Origin of the sequence: Marinobacter fonticola, from assembly GCF_008122265.1 — a bacterium.
GTDB classification, from domain to species: domain Bacteria; phylum Pseudomonadota; class Gammaproteobacteria; order Pseudomonadales; family Oleiphilaceae; genus Marinobacter_A; species Marinobacter_A fonticola.
This window is the reverse complement of sequence record NZ_CP043042.1, coordinates 1,238,677-1,257,489: the sequence shown is the minus strand read 5'-3', so window position 1 is coordinate 1,257,489 and position 18,813 is coordinate 1,238,677. Positions and strand designations below refer to the sequence as shown.

Annotated in this window: 16 protein-coding genes; 6 read left to right on the top strand and 10 right to left on the bottom strand. The window is 58.3% G+C overall.

Annotated elements, in window-relative coordinates:
- Window positions 1–21 precede the first annotated feature (21 nt).
- Window positions 22–1,236, bottom strand: coding sequence for an acyl-CoA dehydrogenase family protein (locus tag FXO11_RS05610; protein WP_148862007.1), 1,215 nt, complete (start codon window positions 1,234–1,236; stop codon window positions 22–24).
- A gap of 156 nt (window positions 1,237–1,392) precedes the next feature.
- On the opposite strand from FXO11_RS05610, the gene FXO11_RS05605 reads away from it, so the two are divergent.
- A complete protein-coding gene (locus FXO11_RS05605; protein WP_148862005.1) occupies window positions 1,393–2,292 on the top strand; it encodes a LysR family transcriptional regulator in 900 nt (299 codons plus the stop codon).
- Window positions 2,293–2,343: 51 nt separating this feature from the next.
- Here FXO11_RS05605 and FXO11_RS05600 read toward each other — a convergent pair whose 3' ends face one another.
- Together FXO11_RS05600 and FXO11_RS05595 are read right to left on the bottom strand one after the other, a co-directional pair.
- Complete coding sequence (locus FXO11_RS05600) at window positions 2,344–2,700, bottom strand: hypothetical protein (RefSeq protein WP_148862004.1); 357 nt, start codon at window positions 2,698–2,700, stop codon at window positions 2,344–2,346.
- Window positions 2,701–2,726: 26 nt separating this feature from the next.
- Window positions 2,727–3,497 (bottom strand): EAL domain-containing protein, encoded by a 771-nt coding sequence (locus FXO11_RS05595; protein ID WP_202980292.1) that lies wholly within the window; start codon window positions 3,495–3,497, stop codon window positions 2,727–2,729.
- 217 nt (window positions 3,498–3,714) lie between these two features.
- Here FXO11_RS05595 and FXO11_RS05590 point away from each other — a divergent pair, with 217 nt between their 5' ends.
- Window positions 3,715–4,869 carry an isocitrate/isopropylmalate dehydrogenase family protein gene (locus tag FXO11_RS05590; protein WP_148862002.1) on the top strand — a complete coding sequence of 385 codons (1,155 nt, stop codon included), beginning with the start codon at window positions 3,715–3,717 and terminating at the stop codon, window positions 4,867–4,869.
- A 120-nt stretch (window positions 4,870–4,989) separates the two neighbouring features.
- Here the strand turns inward: FXO11_RS05590 and FXO11_RS05585 are convergent, their stop codons facing one another.
- Window positions 4,990–5,973 carry a D-2-hydroxyacid dehydrogenase gene (locus FXO11_RS05585; RefSeq protein ID WP_148862000.1) on the bottom strand — a complete coding sequence of 328 codons (984 nt, stop codon included), beginning with the start codon at window positions 5,971–5,973 and terminating at the stop codon, window positions 4,990–4,992.
- Between the two features lie 444 nt (window positions 5,974–6,417).
- On the opposite strand from FXO11_RS05585, the gene FXO11_RS05580 reads away from it, so the two are divergent.
- Window positions 6,418–7,647, top strand: a complete 1,230-nt coding sequence (locus FXO11_RS05580; protein WP_148861998.1) for a pyridoxal phosphate-dependent aminotransferase — start codon at window positions 6,418–6,420, stop codon at window positions 7,645–7,647.
- 77 nt (window positions 7,648–7,724) lie between these two features.
- Window positions 7,725–7,910: a CPXCG motif-containing cysteine-rich protein gene (locus FXO11_RS05575; protein WP_148861996.1), complete on the top strand. Its 186-nt coding sequence runs from the start codon at window positions 7,725–7,727 to the stop codon at window positions 7,908–7,910.
- 40 nt (window positions 7,911–7,950) lie between these two features.
- On the opposite strand, the gene FXO11_RS05570 is transcribed toward FXO11_RS05575, so the two are convergent.
- On the bottom strand, window positions 7,951–8,553 hold the full coding sequence (locus tag FXO11_RS05570; RefSeq protein ID WP_148861995.1) for an HAD family hydrolase: 603 nt from the start codon (window positions 8,551–8,553) through the stop codon (window positions 7,951–7,953).
- Window positions 8,554–8,750: 197 nt separating this feature from the next.
- Between FXO11_RS05570 and FXO11_RS05565 the strand changes: the two genes are divergently transcribed.
- Both FXO11_RS05565 and FXO11_RS05560 read left to right on the top strand, forming a co-directional pair.
- Complete coding sequence (locus FXO11_RS05565) at window positions 8,751–9,326, top strand: DUF1439 domain-containing protein (RefSeq protein ID WP_148861993.1); 576 nt, start codon at window positions 8,751–8,753, stop codon at window positions 9,324–9,326.
- A 2-nt stretch (window positions 9,327–9,328) separates the two neighbouring features.
- Window positions 9,329–10,060, top strand: a complete 732-nt coding sequence (locus FXO11_RS05560; protein WP_148861991.1) for a sulfite exporter TauE/SafE family protein — start codon at window positions 9,329–9,331, stop codon at window positions 10,058–10,060.
- Between the two features lie 24 nt (window positions 10,061–10,084).
- Here FXO11_RS05560 and FXO11_RS05555 read toward each other — a convergent pair whose 3' ends face one another.
- The 5 genes from FXO11_RS05555 to FXO11_RS05535 form a co-directional block, all read right to left on the bottom strand.
- The gene (locus FXO11_RS05555; RefSeq protein WP_148861989.1) at window positions 10,085–11,188 is read right to left on the bottom strand and encodes a fatty acid desaturase family protein; all 1,104 of its coding nucleotides are present in this window, start codon (window positions 11,186–11,188) and stop codon (window positions 10,085–10,087) included.
- Between the two features lie 382 nt (window positions 11,189–11,570).
- On the bottom strand, window positions 11,571–12,236 hold the full coding sequence (locus FXO11_RS05550) for a LuxR C-terminal-related transcriptional regulator (RefSeq protein ID WP_148861987.1): 666 nt from the start codon (window positions 12,234–12,236) through the stop codon (window positions 11,571–11,573).
- A 229-nt stretch (window positions 12,237–12,465) separates the two neighbouring features.
- Complete coding sequence (gene acs, locus FXO11_RS05545) at window positions 12,466–14,421, bottom strand: acetate--CoA ligase (RefSeq protein WP_148861986.1); 1,956 nt, start codon at window positions 14,419–14,421, stop codon at window positions 12,466–12,468.
- Window positions 14,422–15,152: 731 nt separating this feature from the next.
- The gene (locus FXO11_RS05540) at window positions 15,153–16,679 is read right to left on the bottom strand and encodes a fatty acyl-CoA reductase (protein ID WP_148861984.1); all 1,527 of its coding nucleotides are present in this window, start codon (window positions 16,677–16,679) and stop codon (window positions 15,153–15,155) included.
- Window positions 16,680–17,125: 446 nt separating this feature from the next.
- Window positions 17,126–18,520, bottom strand: coding sequence for a MinD/ParA family ATP-binding protein (locus tag FXO11_RS05535; RefSeq protein ID WP_148861983.1), 1,395 nt, complete (start codon window positions 18,518–18,520; stop codon window positions 17,126–17,128).
- Window positions 18,521–18,813: the final 293 nt, after the last annotated feature.

Below are 18,813 nucleotides of genomic sequence, written 5' to 3'. Positions count from 1 at the left end.
CCTGTGTCGATACAGACCGATTTATTGGTCAGCGTATTTCTTCAGTTCGAGTTTTGCCACCGTACCGCGATGCACCTCGTCCGGCCCATCTGCCAGACGCAATACCCGGGCATAGGCAAACAACTGCGTTAGCGGGAAGTCGTCGTCGCTGACACCGGCACCACCGTGAATCTGAATGGTGTTGTCGACGATGGTCTGCAGCATCTGCGGAACGACCGCTTTGATCATGGAGACTTCGCTCATAGCCCCCTTAACGCCCTGCGTGTCCAATAACCAAGCACACTTCAGGGTAAGCAGCCTTGCCTGTTCGATGGCCATGCGGGCATTGGCGATGATGTCCGGGTTGCCTCCGAGCTTGGCCAGCGGCTTGCCAAAAGCTTCGCGGGAAACGGCTCGCCCAAGCATCATGTCAAAGGTGCGCTCGGCAGCGCCGATCGCGCGCATGCAATGGTGCACCCGCCCCGGCCCCAGACGGCCCTGGGCGATTTCAAACCCCCGGCCCGGTCCCGCGATGATGGCACTTTTGGGTAGGCGCACGTTGTCGAAACTGACTTCGCCGTGGCCATAGGGCTCGTCGTAAGCCCCGAACACCGGCAGCATGCGCTCGACGTTCACGCCCGGGGTGTTCTTCGGCACCAGCACCATGGAGTGCTGGCGATGTTTGGGCGCTGCGGGATCGGTCAGCCCCATGAACACGAGCACTTCGCACTTGGGATGGCCAATCCCCGTACTCCACCACTTACGGCCGTTGAGCACCACGTCGTCACCTTCGACGGTCGCGGTGGCCGCCATGTTGGTGGCATCGGAAGAGGCCACACCCGGCTCGGTCATGCAGAAAGCTGAACGTACTTCGCCGGCCAGCAGTTTGCCGAGCCACTGTGACTTCTGCTCGTCGGAACCATACTTGATCAGCACTTCCATATTGCCGGTATCCGGCGCATTACAGTTGAAGATTTCCGGCGCGATGAAGCTCCGGCCGGTTTCTTCGGCGATTAACGCATAATCGGAATTAAGCAGACCACAGCCGTATTCTTCATCCGGCATGAACATATTCCAAAGGCCCTGCTCCCGAGCTTTGGCCTTGAGTTCGGCAATGACGGGCAACTCCACCCAACGGTTGTCCAACGCCGCCATATCCTGGTAGTAACGCGCCTCAATCGGAAAGATCTCGTCTTTCATGAACGCCTTGACGCGATTGAGGTAATCTTGGCCTTTTTCAGACGGTTTAAAGTCCATAGCAGTCACTCCAGGTGCGGATTGGGCAATGATCGCCGGGGTATCGGTTTCAGCGTAGCCGCAGTCTACTTTTTCGACTCCGCATCAAGCGACTGAATTATTCTTATCATTTCCTATAAACTAGGCTTATACACATTTATTGCCGAGTGACGACCTATGGCCACGAATCGCCTGGACCTCAACCTGCTGCATGTGTTCGATACCATCTATCGGGAAGGCAGCCTGACTCGCGCCGCCCAGGCGCTCCACCTCACCCAGCCGGCGGTCAGCCATTCGCTGTCGCGGCTGCGCGATCATTTCAACGACCCGCTATTTACCCGCCAGGGCAACCAGATGGTGGCCACGCCCCTGGCCCGGCGTTTCGCCGAGACCATGCGTCCGGGGCTGACCCAAATCCAGAGCGCAGTCAACCAGTTCCATGCGTTCGATCCTGCCCATCAACACAAAACCTTTGCCCTGGGCCTGCGGGATATCCTGGAATCGACCTTCCTGCCCCAACTGATGGTCAATCTTGTGGCCTATCCCGAAGTCGAAGTCGTCAGCCAACGCATTGCCCGGCGAGATATGGAAACGCAACTAGCAGCCGGCAAGCTGGATTTTGCGGTCGACGTGCTGTTGCCTGTGAGCAATCAGACTGCGCACGAACTGCTGCGCAAGGATCGGCTGGTGGTTATCGCGGGTGAGCATTACGCCGGACTGGAGGACGGACTCTCTCTGGACACCTATTTGCAGGCCCGCCACGTGCTGGTGTCGTCGCGAACAGAGGGACCGGGAATCGAGGATTTCGAACTGTCTCGACTCGGCGTGCATCGCCGGATCGCCTTACGCTGCCAGCATTACTACGCCGCCTGCCGGGTGGCCGAAACATCAGACTTGCTGGTCACCATGCCGGAAACCTACGCACGCATGATCGAACAGCAGTCAAAAATTCAGGTGCTGCCATTACCGACCGATATGCCACCGCTCAACGTCCATCTGTATTGGCACAAGGCTTATGAGAAGGAACCGGCTCTGGTGTGGTTCAGGAAGCAATTGCATCAGGTGGCGGCTATCTGACCCGCCAATGGGCGCCACCGCTTCCCGCGCAGCGCAAAAAACAGACCGTTCTTAGAGCGCCCCAACGACGGACAATAAAGCCGCCAACCCCCCGGCAGCTAAAGCCAAACTAACCGCGACGATTACGAAGCCCCAGCCCACGGCGGCTCCATCCGACACGGCAACGTCATGGGCCCGAGCCGTCCGATAGAAAGCCCAGGGCCCCAACACGAAGGCACCGAAAACCACGAAGACCAGCCCTACCGCTACGCCGGCGAAGGTCCAGGTTGCTAGTACCGTACTGCGGTCAGCCAGCGCAGCCTCGACACCATGCTTACGCAGGAAATGCCGCGAGAACAGCCAGATCAAACCATAGAGCGCGGCAACCAGCAGAATGGCGAAAAGAACGACAACGGCGCGATGAATCATAAATTGAGGAGGTTCCTTGGAGACAATTAGGGTGCAGGCGGATACCAGGGCTCCGGCAGGTGTTCGAACCCGGGCCGGGCAAACAGATAACCCTGGAACAGAGTAATCCCCTGGCGCCTCAGCCAGGCATACTCGGCCTCGGTTTCCACACCTTCGGCGACAATCCGGCCACCCAGCTTCTGCATCATCGTGATGATACCGGAAATGACGGCTTGTTTATTGGGTTCGCGGTCCACGTTGCGCACCAACCCCATGTCCAGCTTCAGTAGGTCCGGTGGACAGGCCACCAGCAAGTCATAGCGGGCATAGCCCGTACCAAAATCGTCCAGGGCCGTTTGAAATCCCATTTCTCCGTATTTCGCTATAATAGACGCAAGGTGCTCGGTAGACGTGAGCGCCTCGGCCTCAATCACCTCGAAGATGATCCGACGGGTATCGAAGTTGTATTTCTTCGCCGCAGCGAGCGTGGTGCGGATACAGTACTCCGCCTGATAAACCGCATTGGGCATGAAGTTGATGCTCAGCGCCGTCGGCATTTTCAGCTTTGCCGCCAGCTTGACCGCTTTAACCCGGCAAATCTGATCGAAGGCATAACGGTTATGCTTATTGACCCGCGCTAGAACTTCGCCCGCCCCTTGTCCTTCGGTACCGCGAACCAAAGCTTCGTAGGCCAGCACAGAACGAGTTTCGACATCGACAATGGGCTGAAAGGCGAAGGAGATCCCAAACTCCAATCCCTTGCCGCAGGCGCACTGCTCGCAATGAGTCTCATCGAAAAGGATCGCAGGCTGATTCACAAAACCTCCATTTAGCATTAGTGCCAACTAACCGTAATGACAGTGGCTCCAGACTACCAGACCGCGAAAATGGGCTAAGACCAGGCCTTCCTAAACTTTAGCATCTTCGACAATAGTCGCGACAAGACTGGCACAGGTTTGACACAGGTTTACACTGAAGGACAGCCAGAGCCGGGAATCACTCGGGTTCATTGTTGCAGACACAGGAGTTCTACCCATGAGCACCACGAAGCGGATCGCCATCACCCCCGGTGATGGTATCGGCCCCGAAGTCATCGATCAGGCGATTGCCTGCCTGCAGCACCTTCGCGATCAACTTCTGTTAAACCTGGAATGGGAAACCTTTGACTGGCCCTCTCACCGCTGGCATGAAAAGCACGGCGAAGTGATGCCGGTCAATGCACTGGACCAACTGCGGAGTTTCGATGCCATCCTGCTCGGCGCTCTGGGCGATCCCGGTCCGCTCAGCGATCCGACGCGTCACCTCCTGCCGGACAGCGTTTCCCTCGCGCCATTGCTGCAAATGCGCAAAGGCTTCGATCAATGGGTGTGCGAGCGCCCGGCGCGTTTGCTCCCAGGCGCTCGTCAGTTCCTGGCCGACGACCGTGCGAAAGCGATCGACATGCTGGTGATCCGCGAAAATAGCGAAGGCGAATACGTGGCCCAAGGCGGACGGTTGCGGCCGGGCAGCCCGGACGAAGTGGCCACCCAGATGGAAGTTTTTACCCGTCGCGCCACGGATCGCATCATCCGCTATGGCTTCGAACAGGCTCGCGCACGGGCCACCACCCGGTCCCACGACGGCAAGCCACGCCAGTTCACCACCCTGGACGGCCGCACCTGCGAAAGTCAGGTATGTTTGGTGACCAAACGCAACGCGCTGCGTTATTGGGGCGATATGTATACTGAAGCCTTTGCCGCTATCGCGGCAGAGTACCCCGACGTGGCGACCCATCACGAACTGGTGGATGCCGCCTGCATGAAGTTCGTGCAGTGCCCGTGGAATTTCGACGTGGTCGTCGCGAGCAACTTGCAGGGGGACATTCTGACCGACCTGGCAGCCGTCCTGTCCGGCGGAATGGGCGTGGCCCCATCCTGCAACCTGAATCCCGACGACCGCTCGATGCCGTCGATGTTCGAACCAACCCACGGCAGCGCGCCGGATATCGCCGGTCAGGGGCTGGCCGACCCCACGGCGATGCTGTTCACCACCGCCCGCATGTTGCAGTGGCTGGCCGACGATGGGGACGAGATGCTACAGCAGGCTGCCGATATCCTATATAACGCGGTCGCCGCCGATCTCGCGGCCCATGGCGGCGAACGCCGCAAGGGCGCGGAAATCGGTCAGGCGGTGCGCCTGCGGATGAAGTGATCAATACGTTGCGTACGGATCGATAAATCCTGAACAGCGTAGTGATTAATGAATCGTGCTCAATGGTCAACGACCAATAAGCAATAAGATGGGTAAAGGGTAAAGAACGGGTACGCCGCGCTATTTCGCGGCGTACCCCAGTTTTTTATCCACCTTGTTGAACAAGCTTTCACCGGCCTTCCAGCGCCCGAAGTTGTCCACGAACTGCTCGGTAAGCGCACCGCGCCAGCCAATGAAATCGCCCGCCATGTGAGCGGTGACCAGCACATTGTCCATGCTCCACAGAGGATGCTCCTCCGGCAGCGGCTCTTCCTCGAAGACATCCAGGCCGGCGCCGGCAATGTCACCTGCCTTCAGGGCGTCCACCAAATCGTTGGTCTGGACGATGGGACCCCGGCCGATATTGATGAAGCGGGCTTCTTTCTTCATGGCCCGGAACATGTCTCGGTCGAACAGCCCTTCGGTTTGCGGCGTCAACGGTGCGGCGACAACCACAAAGTCCGCCAGCCCCAATTGTTCTTTGAGGGAATCATTGCTGTGGACGGCCTCGAAATCCGGATCGTTATCACGCGCTCGCCGCGCGATGCCGTGGGACTTCATGCCAATCGACTGTACCAGCCGCGAAATCTGCCGGCCGATCGAGCCCGCTCCCACGACCAGTACCCGTTTGCCCTGGGCGCGTTCCGTGTCGCGGTGCTTCCACTGACGCGCCTGCTGCAGGCGGATGGAATTGGGAAAATCCTTGCTGAACATCAAAATGGTGCAAAGCACGTATTCGGCAATGGTGCGGTCGAAAATGCCCTGGGCATTGGTAACGGTCACCGGTCCGTCGGTAAGAGCGGGAAACATCAGAGCATCCACCCCGGCGCTGGTCGCGTGGATCCATTCCAGCCGGTCGGCGCTAGGCCAGGCCGCTTCAAGGGCTTCGGTACGAAAGTCCGTTACCATCATGACCTGGGTGCCGGGCAGGGTTTGCCGCAGCGAGCTTTCGTCGGACGCAAAACGCACCTCGGCCATGTCGCGCACTGCATCGATACCGGGGGGTTCCGGTTCGTCCGGCGCGGTGAGAACAGTCACGATCGGCTTATCTGGGTCACGGGTCATGTGGGGCCTCACAGGTCAGTGATGGATGCTTTTCCCTGGCGACGGATCAACCTGCCGCACAGACCTTTCCAGTCGGCAGCTCAACCATCCCGTCGTCTGAGTGTGTAAGCCCGTCCCGCCGCGGTCAACCTGAGCCGTATCGACAATGGTCGAATTACGCAAGATTACGGACATGGCAGGCTTGCCCCGCCTGCGTTTAAAAACTAATCTGCCAGAGTGAACGCAGTTTCCAAGTCTGCATCACCCAAGGAGCCTCTGATTAAGTCCTGGATACCTTTTTTAGGTTCAGGACAACGTTTAAGTCTTGGATACCTCCTGGCTATCAGAACTTAACTGGCCATCAGGACTTAATCAGAGGCTCCCCGAGGCGTCCGCTGCCGATCCAATCGCACAGCGATTGCGGCAACGTCTTCCCATCTTCCCGCGCTTTGTCAGGAGATGCTTATGGCCGACGGTGCAAAGCCCAATCAGTCCACCGATATCGCTCCGCGCAAGATCAAGTACCGCAAGACCAAGGCTCGCTGGCATCCATCGATGCAGGCGATTCCGGTGCCGGGTATCCGGCGTATGGTGAACATGGCGGCCACGATGAAGGATGTGATCCACCTGTCCATCGGACAGCCGGATCTACCAACCCCCCCTCACGTGATCGATGCCTACATCGATGCGCTCAAAGCCGGACAAACCGGCTATACCATGGATGCCGGGCTGCCTGAGCTCTTGGTCGCACTGAGGGACTATTACGGTAAGCGCTATGATCGCAAGCTGACCAAAGACAACATCCTGATCACCTCGGGCGCCACGGAGGCCATGTATCTGGCGCTCTCCGCGACTTCCGCACCGGGCCGGCAGTTTATCGTCACCGATCCGTCCTTCCTGCTCTACGCGCCGTTGATCAGGATGAATGGCGGGGAGGTGAAGTTCATCCCCACGCGTATCGAAAACAATCACCAGCTCGATCCGGACGAGGTGATCGCGGCTATGGGCCAGCGCACGTTTGCGGTGGTGCTCAATTCGCCCAACAACCCCACCGGCGCCGTGTACCCGCGCAGTACCATCGAAACAATCGTCGAAGAGTGTGCTTACCGTGGCATTCAGATCTTCAGTGACGAGGTCTACGATCACCTGATTCTCGACGACCAGGAATATGCCAGCGTCCTGCGCTGTAGCGTCGACCTGGACAACATCATGTGTATCAGCAGCTTCTCCAAGACGTTCAGCATGGCGGGGCTACGCGTGGGTTGGGTCATATCCAGCCAGGCCACCATCAAGTCCTTGCGGCGCTATCATATGTTCACGACGTCGGTGGCAAATACGCCATCCCAGTTTGCCGGGGTAGCCGCTCTGACCGGGGATCAGCAATGCATTCGCGACATGGTGTCGATCTACCGCGAGCGACGCGACCGCATCGTCGACCTGGTGGCGCAAACGCCGTTTTTGACGGGCTACCAGCCCGGCGGGGCGTTTTTTATCTTCCCCAACCTGCCTAAACATGTCGATGGCTCCGACCTGGCATTGCGTATGCTGAAAGAAACCGGCGTGTGCGTCGTTCCCGGCGATGCTTTCGGTGAGCACACGGAGAACGCTCTGCGCTTTAGTTTCTCGGCCACGGTGGAAACCATCGAGGAAGCCTTCGATCGGATCATCCCGTGGATGGCTAAGCAACCCTTTTAGTTTGGCCACGTAGAAGACGAGATAATAACGACAAACGCCTGTTCCTTCCCGGTTCAGGCGTTTTAACCAGGCAAAACATGCTTGAACCTGCCCAAATTCAATGCCCCTATTGCTGGGAGTCACTGGACATCAGCGTCGATCCCTCAGTACGGCAACAAGACTATGTCGAGGACTGCCAGGTGTGCTGTCAGCCCATCATGATTCATGTGCAGTTCGAGGAAAACGGCGACTTGAGCGTCAGCGCCGAGCCCGAGAACGAATGATCACCCGGTACGGTGCACGGGTGCAGGGTACACTTGCGCGCTAGCGCCAAAGCTCGCGCAGCTCGTCGAAATGTCCGATCACATAGTCGGCTTGCTCGGCGAAGTGGTTGTTGCGGTGATTGCGGTAGAGGCCGGCCGACATCCCGGCACGGCGTGCTGCGGTAAGGTCGTCGACGAAATCGCCGATGTAGGTCATGCGCTCCGGCGGCGCGCCCAAATGCGCCGCAATCAGGGCCAGACCCGCAGGATCCGGTTTGGGGGGCGCATCGTCCCGCGTCAGGATCAGATCGACGCCAAGCGTGATCGACGCATCCGTCGCCGCTACGGCCTCGCGGCTGTTGCGTGTGAGTATCGCCACCGGCACGCCCAAGTCCCGTAAATGCGCGAGCAGTGCTTGCGCACCGGGCATCCAGGTTGCGCGCTCGGCACCGGCCATTTCGAAGCGGTGAATGACGGCATGGGCACGGGCAACTTCGGCGGCATCGTCCAGGGTCGCGATATGCTCCAACAAGCCAACGCCATGCGGGAACCCCAGCGTCTCACGAATGGCAGCGAAATCCAGTCCGGAATCCACCAGCGTGCCGTCCAGATCGAACGCAACAGCCGTAAAAGGCTCAAGCCGTTTCAACGCAACTAACCCCATGTCTTGCCCTTGATCAACTGTAACTTGGTGTCGCCTGCCCCGCTCCGTACCATAGGGGCAATGCTATCCTGCCGAAGCGCTGTCAGGGTCCTGCAACACGAGTTCGTCGCGTGCTTTCCAGGACACCGCACTGCTTCAGTTATACGCCCGAACGATGTATACCGGGCTAATCCCGATGCCAATATGGAGTGTCCGTCATGCTGCAGTCCTTGCTGCTTCGCCCCGCCCGTTTGCTGGGCACATTAGCAATGTTCCTGGCGCTAACGGGCTGCGCGTCTCTTTCGCCCTATTCCATCAGTGAGAGCACATTGGAGGGCTACCTGCAAAATGCCGTGGCGGATTTCGATCGGCAACAGCTCCAGGCCGGGTCGCCCCTGAGCGTATCACTGGGCCAGACGGATATCACCCTTGGACCGGACGGCCGTGAAGTCGCCGTACTGGATATCGAGGGCCAAATCTCCGTTAACGCTTTTTTGACACGAATCCCCATCAACTTGGCGCTCAAGGTAGAAGGCGCGCCAGTCTACGACCGTGAACAGAAAGCTGTCTTTATCCGGCGGCTGAAGTTGCTGGACAGCCGTGTCGAATCGTCTCTATTCAAGGGCGATCTGAAGCCGCTCACCGATAGCACGATGCGGGTAGTGGCCCAATGGCTGGAGACCGTGCCGGTATACCGGCTGGACGACAAGAGCCTCGGCCAGCGACTGCTTGGCATGACGCCGGTGGGGGTAAAAGTCGCACCGGGCAAGCTCGTTCTGGTACCGGCAGAGTAATCGTGGAACAGTTGACGCTTGTCGATTTCCTGCTCGCCAACCTGTTCCTGCTTGCTGGCTGCTGCCTGCAAGGCATTGCCGGCTACGGCATAGGCACCCTGTCGGCACCGCTACTGTTCCTGCTCAGTCCACTGTTTGTACCGGGACCGCTGGTGGTCAACGCGGTGGTGCTAACGGTTTTGCTGCTGTTGCGCAACCGCGCCAGCATCCGCTTCCGCGAGGTGCGCTTTGCCATCGGCGGCAGCATCGTGGGCACGGTGCTGGCGGGCTTCACTCTGGCCGCCATCACCGGCCAGGCATTTGACCTGGTCTTCGGTGGCCTGATTCTTTTTGGCGTATTACTGAGCGTGCTGGGTCTCAAGCCTGAGCTGAACACCCGCAACAGCGTGATCGCCGGTGCCGCCAGCGGCTATATGGGGACAACGGTCGCCGTGGGTGGCCCACCCATCGCCATGATCTACCAGAACGAAAAAGGCCCGCTGGTGCGGGCCAATATGTCGGCATTCTTTCTTTTTGCCAGTTGCGCCAGCATTGTCGCGCTGGTTTTCGCCGGACGCCTGGGCACCGTGGAACTCAAACTATTCGCCTACACGCTGCCGGGCGTCATCGCAGGCTTTCTACTATCCGGCTTGCTGGTGCAGCGCCTACCTTTTGCCGCCATGCGGCCATTGATCCTCTGCATCGCCGCCATTGCCGGTGTGGGCGCCCTCGTACGCGGCCTCACCGGCAGTTGATCAGCACACGCTTTACACACATTCTTAGCTCAAGGCTTGCGCCTTATAGGTCGCGGCGCTCATTTCCACCTGCAGTGGCAGCAAATCGAACGTCCGCTCCGGGTGATTGGGGTCCACCAGCACCGTTGGATCTTGGTAGACCCGGGGCGTGGCATACAACAGCTTCATGGCCTGCCAGTGCGTTGGCGCCACATAGCGTTCGGGATAGTGCACCTCCAACCATTCCCGCAGGCGTGGCGCCTTATGGGATGGCATCTTGGGGAAGAAATGGTGCTCGATATGATGGCTAAAGCGGTAGTGCAGCCGATCCAGGAGTGGCAGCGTGCGCACGCTCATGGAGTTATCCAGCGGATTATTGCTCTCCGTCTGTGGCCGCAAGAAGTGGTTGGTCAGGATATACCCCTGCCCCAACGCATTCGCCACCATAAATGGAATCACCACGGTAAAGAGCGCCAGCGGTCCGGAAATGACGGCCAGGGCCAGCCAGCCCGCGACGCATAGCAATGATTGGATGATCGCCTTGCGACGATTGAAACCGCGGAACTGCTTACGCCGCTTGGCCTGCTTCCATAACACAATTTGCGCGTGCATCGTAAAGGAGTAGGTCAGGAAGAGCAGGCTGTACCAGGTGCCCGACCCAGGCGCCAGCTTGGGAAATTTCTTTTGCCTCGGATCCGCTTTATACCGGCGCAGGGTCCCGAAGCTGTCCGGATCCGTATCGCCCATATTGGTGTGGGCATGATGAACCGAGTTGTGCCACTTGCGCCAGAACTCCGGCGGCGCGACCATCGGTCCGAAACCCAGCCAGCCAAAGAAATTCTGCCACCCCCGACTCATACCCAGGGCTCCGTGTAAAACCTCATGGGCCAGCAATGCCTGGGAACCGATGGTGTGCCCCACCACCAAGCCTAGCCCCAGATTCGCGTACCACGGCAAACCGGCCATTAGAATCGTCACGATCCCACCCCAGATGACCAGTTGCAGAGGCAGGAACCAGATCACGCGCCAGGTTTGCGCCTTGAAAGTATCCGCCGGCAGATCCTTACGCATTTGATCGCGCAACGCACGCTCGTCCTGCTGGCCAAAGCTGGCGGGACGGATAGATTCGGGTTTTACGGCCGCATTCACAGAGCTACTCCTGAACTTAAGCGTACAAGTGTTCGCTGAATTTACAGAATAGCTTGTGACAGTTCAATCACCGATAGATAAATTTTGCTTGGCAAGCGCACCCAATCGGCTCTATAGCGCTCCGGTCGCGGGCTTTGCAAGAATGAGCCCCAAACTGAAATAGCGTACGCGTGTACATAAATAGGCACGAATCGGAAAGCGGAAGGACAATCAATGCGGTTCGGCAAGCCTCACCAGCCTCCTATGCGAATACGGTAAATGTACCGCCGGGTGAACAACGTGACCCGAATCGCTGCTGTAACGCCTGATCGGAAATCGAGACCAAACAAAAACGCCGCCTGGGCAGGCGGCGTCAAAGCTACGGAACTTTACGCGGGGATGGTCACCTACCGGATAGCGATGTATCGGAAGGATCAATTTCCATTTGCTGGATCGCGATCACCGCCTGGGTCCGGTTGCGCACACCCAACTTGCGGAATACCGCTGTGATGTGCGCTTTCACCGTCGCTTCCGAGACGTCGAGGTCGTAGGCAATCTGCTTGTTGAGCAGACCTTCGGCCAGCATACCTAGCACACGGAATTGCTGGGGAGTGAGCGACGCCAGCTTGTCGGAGAAATCCGTGACATCGGCCTGCATACGGTCCAGCTTTTCAGCGACACCCGCCGGCAACCAGACCTCGCCGTTCAGCACTTCGCGGATGGCTTCGGTAATTTCGGGCAACGGGGCAGACTTGGGAATGAAGCCCGACGCGCCATAGTCGATGGAGCGGCGCATCACCTGCAACTCCTCCGAACCGGAGACCACAACAACCGGCAACCCGGGATACTGGCCGCGCATAAAGACCAAGCCGGAAAAACCATGCGCGCCGGGCATATTGAGATCCAGCAACACCAGGTCCGCATCGGGATGCCGCTCCACAGCCGCCTGCAGCGTCTTAATGCTGTCGACTTCCACCATTTCGGCATCGGGCACTGCCTCGGATACCGCCTGGCGGAGGGCCGCCCGGAACAACGGGTGATCATCGGCAATGATAATTTGCTGAACCATGGGTAAGTCTGTCTCCTTCGTAAGGCCAAGAAGAGCGAAAAGCCCTTCTTATCTTGTTTTTATCGCAGGGTAAAAGCCCGCGCTGAGTCCATTGTCCTGAATGATAGCACGCACAAAGCAAAAGCCAGCGAACTGCGCAAGCGCAATCCACTGGCTTTCGAACGTTCGCCCTTCGGCAAATGCTATGTCTTACCGGCCCCAAGGGAGCCGGCCCGCTCCCGGAGCGGTGCTACTTATCGGGCTCGCGTTGCGCGATCAGTTCATCGACCACACCGGGATCTGCCAGGGTGGACGTATCACCCAACTGATCATGCTCGTTGGCGGCAATCTTGCGCAGGATACGGCGCATGATTTTGCCCGAGCGCGTTTTCGGCAGTCCGGGCGCCCACTGGATCACATCCGGCGAAGCAATCGGTCCGATCTCTTTACGCACCCACTGGATCAGCTCCTTGCGAAGCTCTTCGCTCGGCTCCTCGCCTTGCACCAGGGTGACATACACGTAGATGCCCTGCCCCTTTATCTCGTGGGGATAGCCGACGACCGCCGCTTCCGCCACCTTTTTGTGTGCCACCAATGCGCTTTCCACTTCGGCGGTACCCAAACGGTGCCCGGAAACGTTCAGCACGTCATCCACGCGGCCGGTGATCCAGTAGTAACCGTCTTCGTCGCGACGCACACCGTCGCCGGTGAAGTAGCGCCCTTTATAGGTGCTGAAGTAGGTTTGCTTGAAGCGCTCATGGTCGCCATAGATGGTGCGCATCTGACCGGGCCAGCTATCCAGGATGACCAGATTGCCTTCAGTCTTGCCTTCCAGGATATTGCCATCGTTGTCGACCACGGCCGGCTGCACACCGAAGAATGGCAGCGTAGCGGACCCCGGCTTGAGGTCAGTAGCGCCCGGCAGCGGACTGATCAGAATGCCGCCCGTTTCGGTTTGCCACCAGGTATCCACGATCGGGCACTTGGAGTTACCGATCACCCGGTAGTACCACTCCCAGGCTTCCGGGTTGATTGGCTCACCGACGGACCCCAGCAGGTTCAGACTGTCGCGAGACGAGTTCGCCATGCAGCTGTCGCCCTGAGCCATCAGCGCGCGGATCGCTGTCGGCGCGGTATAGAGAATGTTGACTTTATGCTTGTCGACCACCTGGCCGATACGTGAAGCGTCCGGGTAGTTGGGCACGCCTTCGAAAAGCAGGGTCTTCGCGCCGTTGGCCAGCGGTCCGTACAGAATATAACTATGCCCGGTGATCCAGCCGAAGTCGGCCGTGCACCAGTAGACATCGCCATCGTGGTAGTCGAAGACATACTCATGGGTCATGGCGGTAAAGACCAGGTAGCCGCCGGTAGTATGGAGAACCCCTTTGGGCGCACCGGTAGACCCTGAGGTATACAGCATGAACAGCGGATCTTCGGCATTCATCGGCTCCGCCGGGCAGTCAGCCGAGGCACTCTTCATCAAGTCTTCGTAGCGGGCATCCCGACTCTCGTCCCATGGCACGTCGCCGCCGGTGCGGGTAACCACGATCACCCGCTCGATGTCGGGCACCTTATCGCTCTCCAGCGCCTTGTCCACATTCTTCTTCAGCGGAATCGTGCGCCCCCCGCGAACCCCCTCGTCGGCCGTGACCACAAAACGGGAGTTACCGTTCTGGATCCGCGCCCCAAGGGCCTCCGGCGAGAAGCCACCGAAGACGACCGAATGGACCGCGCCGATACGGGCGCAGGCCAGCATGGCCACCGCCGTCTCGACGATCATCGGCATATAGATAGTAACCACATCGCCCTTGCTGACCCCGAGGGTTTTGAGCACGTTGGCGAATTTACAGGTTTCGGCATGCAGCTCGCGGTAGGTGACGTGCCGGGAGACGCTGGGTTCGTCACCCTCGAAGATAATCGCGGTTTGGTCGCCGCGCGTTTCGAGGTGGCGGTCCAGGCAGTTGACCGAGGCGTTGAGCTCGCCGTCCTCAAACCACTTTATGGAGAGGTTGTCGTAGTCGTAGGTGGAGTTCTTGACCTTGGTGTAGGGCTTGCTCCACTCGAGCCGTTTACCATGCTCGCCCCAGAAAGCTTCCGGGTCCTTGATGGACTGCTCGTACATCGCTTCGTATTGCGCCCGGTCGACCAGCGCCCGCTTTTTAAAAGCTTCGGTCACTGGATACAAATGCTTGTGTTGTTCCGTCATCGTGCTCCCCTTTTATTTGTGGATCAGCTTTTCATTATTGGAATCGTTGGAACCGCTGAAACGCCTGTACGAGGCAGTCATGCAGGCTGCATTAGAGCCTGAGGTTCGGGCCTTGTCGCTGACGAGGGTATTTTTATCTTTTTCAGGACAGGCCACGTTTATAGTCCGATAGTTCACCACGGCACACGAGCCGGGTTGAATTAGACTAATGTCCTATTAATGCGAAACTTTGTCCTCACCGGGGGACGCGCCCCCCGCCCTAAGCGCCTCGGAGCTCCCTTTTGAAACGCACAGTTACTGTATCAGCATAGCTGCCGATGGAGGGAGAGTCAGCAAACCGCCAGCATTGCCAGCAACACGATAACTGAAAGAAACGGGCTCTAGTGCACTGTTTGGTTAATTCGCTGACTTACTGCGAGCTTCTGAAGGCTTTGGGCAAGGCGCTGGTCTGCAGGCATGGTGGTTCCATGTCAAAGAGCAGCAACGCAGATCCAAAGCCTTCAGAAGCTCGCCCGAAGGGAGGCCCTGAGAATCTGGCTAGCGGCGTTGCGGCGGCTCGATGTGGAACCACCACACCCTCGCCACCGCGCCTTGCTATCCAGATTCTCAGGGCCTCATTAAGTCAGCGAATTAACCAAACAGTGCACTAGGAAAGAGAGGGGCTGCCCCGGCGCGCTCGTCGCCGGGGCACTATGTCAGACGGCCTTGCGATATGTCAGACGGCCTTGCGATCAGGCCGCCTTGCGCTCCTTACGGGTCTTGAGGCGATAGAGCTTACGCTCGCCAAGCGCGTACTTATTCAGGCCGGCCAAGTGAATCTTGCGCAAATAGGTGGGCCAATCGATACGGCGCGCATCGACCGGGAACAGCGACTGATCATGCTCGCCCAAGCGCTGGGACAACGCCAGTAGCCGGTCGTTATGGAAGATGTAGTCCGGCGCGGTGTAGAAGCCGAAAATTGTCGCCAAAGAGAGCGTGGTATCGATATTCCGCAGGGACCTCAACTCGCGCTCACTGCCCGCCAGTTTCATCGCCTGGTTCATGATCTGCAAGGGCATCCGTGCGCCGTTGATCACCGCCCCGAACAGCCGGCGATTGACCGCAATGAAGGGTTTGCGTGGGCGCCGGTAGAACAGACGATCATAGGCCGCATAATTCTCCTTGGCCTCCATCATCAGGTGGTCGATGAACTCGCCGAGGGTGATCGGATTGCCCGAGCCACTGCAGCACTGATAAATGCGGTGCTGGATCGGCTCGATAAACGTTTCGGCGAGAGACAGAATGATGCTGTTGGCCACCAAATCCGCCGGGATAACATCAATCACGCCGCTGCGTTTACCGGGGAACAGCGCAACTTTTTCCCGGGCATAAGCCAGGATGATCGCATCGGCCACTTTCACGCCTTCGATCCAGCCCGGAGCCGGCTCTTCCAACGCACTCTCGATAATGGATGGTCGCAGAATGGTCAGCGGCGCGCCTTGCAGACCGCGAGCGAGAATCTGCTCGCCCATCCACTTGGTGAACGTATAGGTGTCGCTCCAGCCGTAACGGTTGGCCTCGCGGATACCCAGCTCAACCAGCTTTTTCTCCAATACCGGTCCGGAATAGCGTGATTTGACGTCTGCAATTTTGTCCTGAAGCAAGTGGATCAGCTCGTCCACTTCATAGGAACCGTCGTCGGCACGCGCGACATTGCCTTTCGCCGGCCGCGCCACGTCTTCGTGAGCCTGGCCCGCATTCATGCCGTTGACATAGCAGGTCGAGACCTGGATGACGGGTAACGGATTGCCGGTGTTGGACAGGTCGATGACATTGCGCAGGCACAGCGCGTTAATCTCCAGCGCCTTGTCCAGTTCCTCTCTGAAATTGACGCTGGCCGCCGAATTGATCACAGCGTCCAGACGCCCGGCGAGTTGCTCGAACTTAGCTTCAGTCAGACCAAAATGCGGCGCGGTGACCTCGCCCGTTATGCAGTGCACTTTTTGCTCGATAAAGGCATCGAAGGCATCCGGATCGCTCAACTTCAGATGCTCGAATACCGAGGAACAGGCAATCTCGTTTAGAAAGCGATCATGCGCCTTGGGATGTCGACGATTACCCCTGATCAGCAAATGGATGCCGCCAATATCCGGCATAGCCCGGATCAGCTTTTCCAGCACAACCTTACCCAGAAAACCGGTGGTACCGGTAATCAACACATGCTTCCCTTTCAGCGCTCGTAAGACATTCGAACCGGGCTGTTCGACGGTGTACGGCATGACGGAACTCCTTCTCAAAAATCGTGTTAAGGGGCCTCGAAGACGTCCGAGTGTCAGGGCCCTCAAGAAAAACGTCCTGGTTTCCCACAAAGGTCAAACTGAAGAATGCATCAACCGCGCCAGTTCCAGGGGGCTGGCACGGGATAAAACCGCCTGACCTATAAGTCGCTGGGTTTACAGCAAGAAGTTGCTGAGTTCACAGCAAAGCTTCACGGGCACGACACGGCAGACTGAAAACAGTTTCGAATCTCAACGACTGCAAATCGCTTCGCGGGCCATTTTACGGTGCATGCCGTGACAAATAGGTGACCTGAAGCAAGAAAATAGTTCAGATATACATCGGTTACTGAAACTGTGACGCCGTATCCGCCATGACCCGGTATGACAAACCCACAGCGGACCGACATTATGAAAGAAAAAAGACGGGGTTAATACGTCCCTAAAATCTACCTTTTCGAGCCCCGAATGATCCGGTCCAACCAGGCATCCAGCGAAACGTGTTCGGGCTGATCCTGCAGGGCACGCAATAGCGCATCCTGAGTGCCAAATCGCACCTCGTCATAACGCGGCCCGGGACTGCTGCCGGGTATCAAACGCTTTTCACTGACAGACTTCGAAGCGTTGTCCGGATCGATCTGGCCAGCGAGGTCGCGCAAATGGGTCGCGAAGTGACGGCGCTGGGGCGCAGGCAACTGCTCCCATTGCATCGACGCCAGGCCGGTCTGGAGCATTTCGACCATATCTTCATCCATGACTTTGCCCAACTGGACGAAACACTGAGTGACGGCCTCGTAGCGCTGCAGCGGCGCCACGTCCGCGGATTGGAGCAGTGCCTCCAGTTCTGCCGACCAATTGTGCCAGCGAGTAGCCGGGTCGAGAGTGGCTTCTTTATTATCGGCAGAAGATGGATGACTCACCGGAGCCGAGCCCTCAGCATTGCCCGCGCTGGCTTTCATGGTGGGCTTCATGGAGGGCTTCGTAGAGGGATGCGCGGAGGGTCTCGCGGTCGGCTTGCGCTCGGCAAGCCGATTCCAATACGCGGCGAAGCCCGCCCGGCGTGGCTCTATCTGCTCGAAGCGGACCATAAGCATGTCGGCCAGAACACGAAACTGACGACAGGAGGGATCGGTTTCCGACAACAAGGCTACCGGGCGCTGGATGGACACGGCCTGACGCAGCGTTTCATCGCGCCAGATCGCTCCCAGATAATGGGGCGTCACGTCCACGTGGCGCTGCAATGCGGCTGAAAAACGCTGAAATATCGAGCGGGCCTGGCTTGCACCCTGCGCCATATTGACGAGGACACTCGGCGTGCGCCGATACCCCCGGCGTTTGAGCACCTTGATCAAGGAAAAGGCATCGGTCAGTGAGGTCGGATCCGGGGTCACGACCACGCAGGCCATCGCGGCACTGGCGATCATATGAATCACATTGGCCTGCAGCCCGGCGGCGGTGTCGATCAGGATATAGTCGTAGCGCTTCTCGAAGGCCGCCAGACCGCGAAAAATCGATAGGCGGTCGGTTGGGGATATGCCCATGCACCGCTCGACCCCCGACGCGCCGGCCAGCACATGGAGACCAAAGGGCGCCTCGAAGATGGCCTGCTCCAGGGAGCATTCGCCCTTCAATACATGCTCCAGGGTCCGTCCCGGGTACTGGCCCAGCATGATCGTGACGTTCGCAAGGTCGGTGTCACCGTCGAGCAACAGAACGCGATTACCTTGACGGGCGAGCACCAGTGCCAGGTTAAGAGCCACGGAGGTTTTTCCCACGCCGCCCTTGCCGCCGGTAACGGCTAGAATGCGGGGATGACCTGTCGAACGTTCCGACGATTGCTTCATGGATCAGTACGCCACAAAACTGCAGTGAGCAGGGAGATCGGACTCTCTCCGGATCCTGAATAAAAAAAGTCTGTATAAAAGTCTCGGTTGAGACGCTTTCCCGACCCGTTGGTCAGGAACGGCCGCTATACAGCTTCGGTGATGATTTACAAGCAAATCAGCCTGAATTGATAGCGAATTGTACAGGGCCGCAGCGCCATGAGGACAGTTTTACTTACCCTTCAATATATTGGAGGCGGAAGGATTTACGCGATTTTACAACTAAGGCGAGTGGGCATGGTTCAAAATATGTA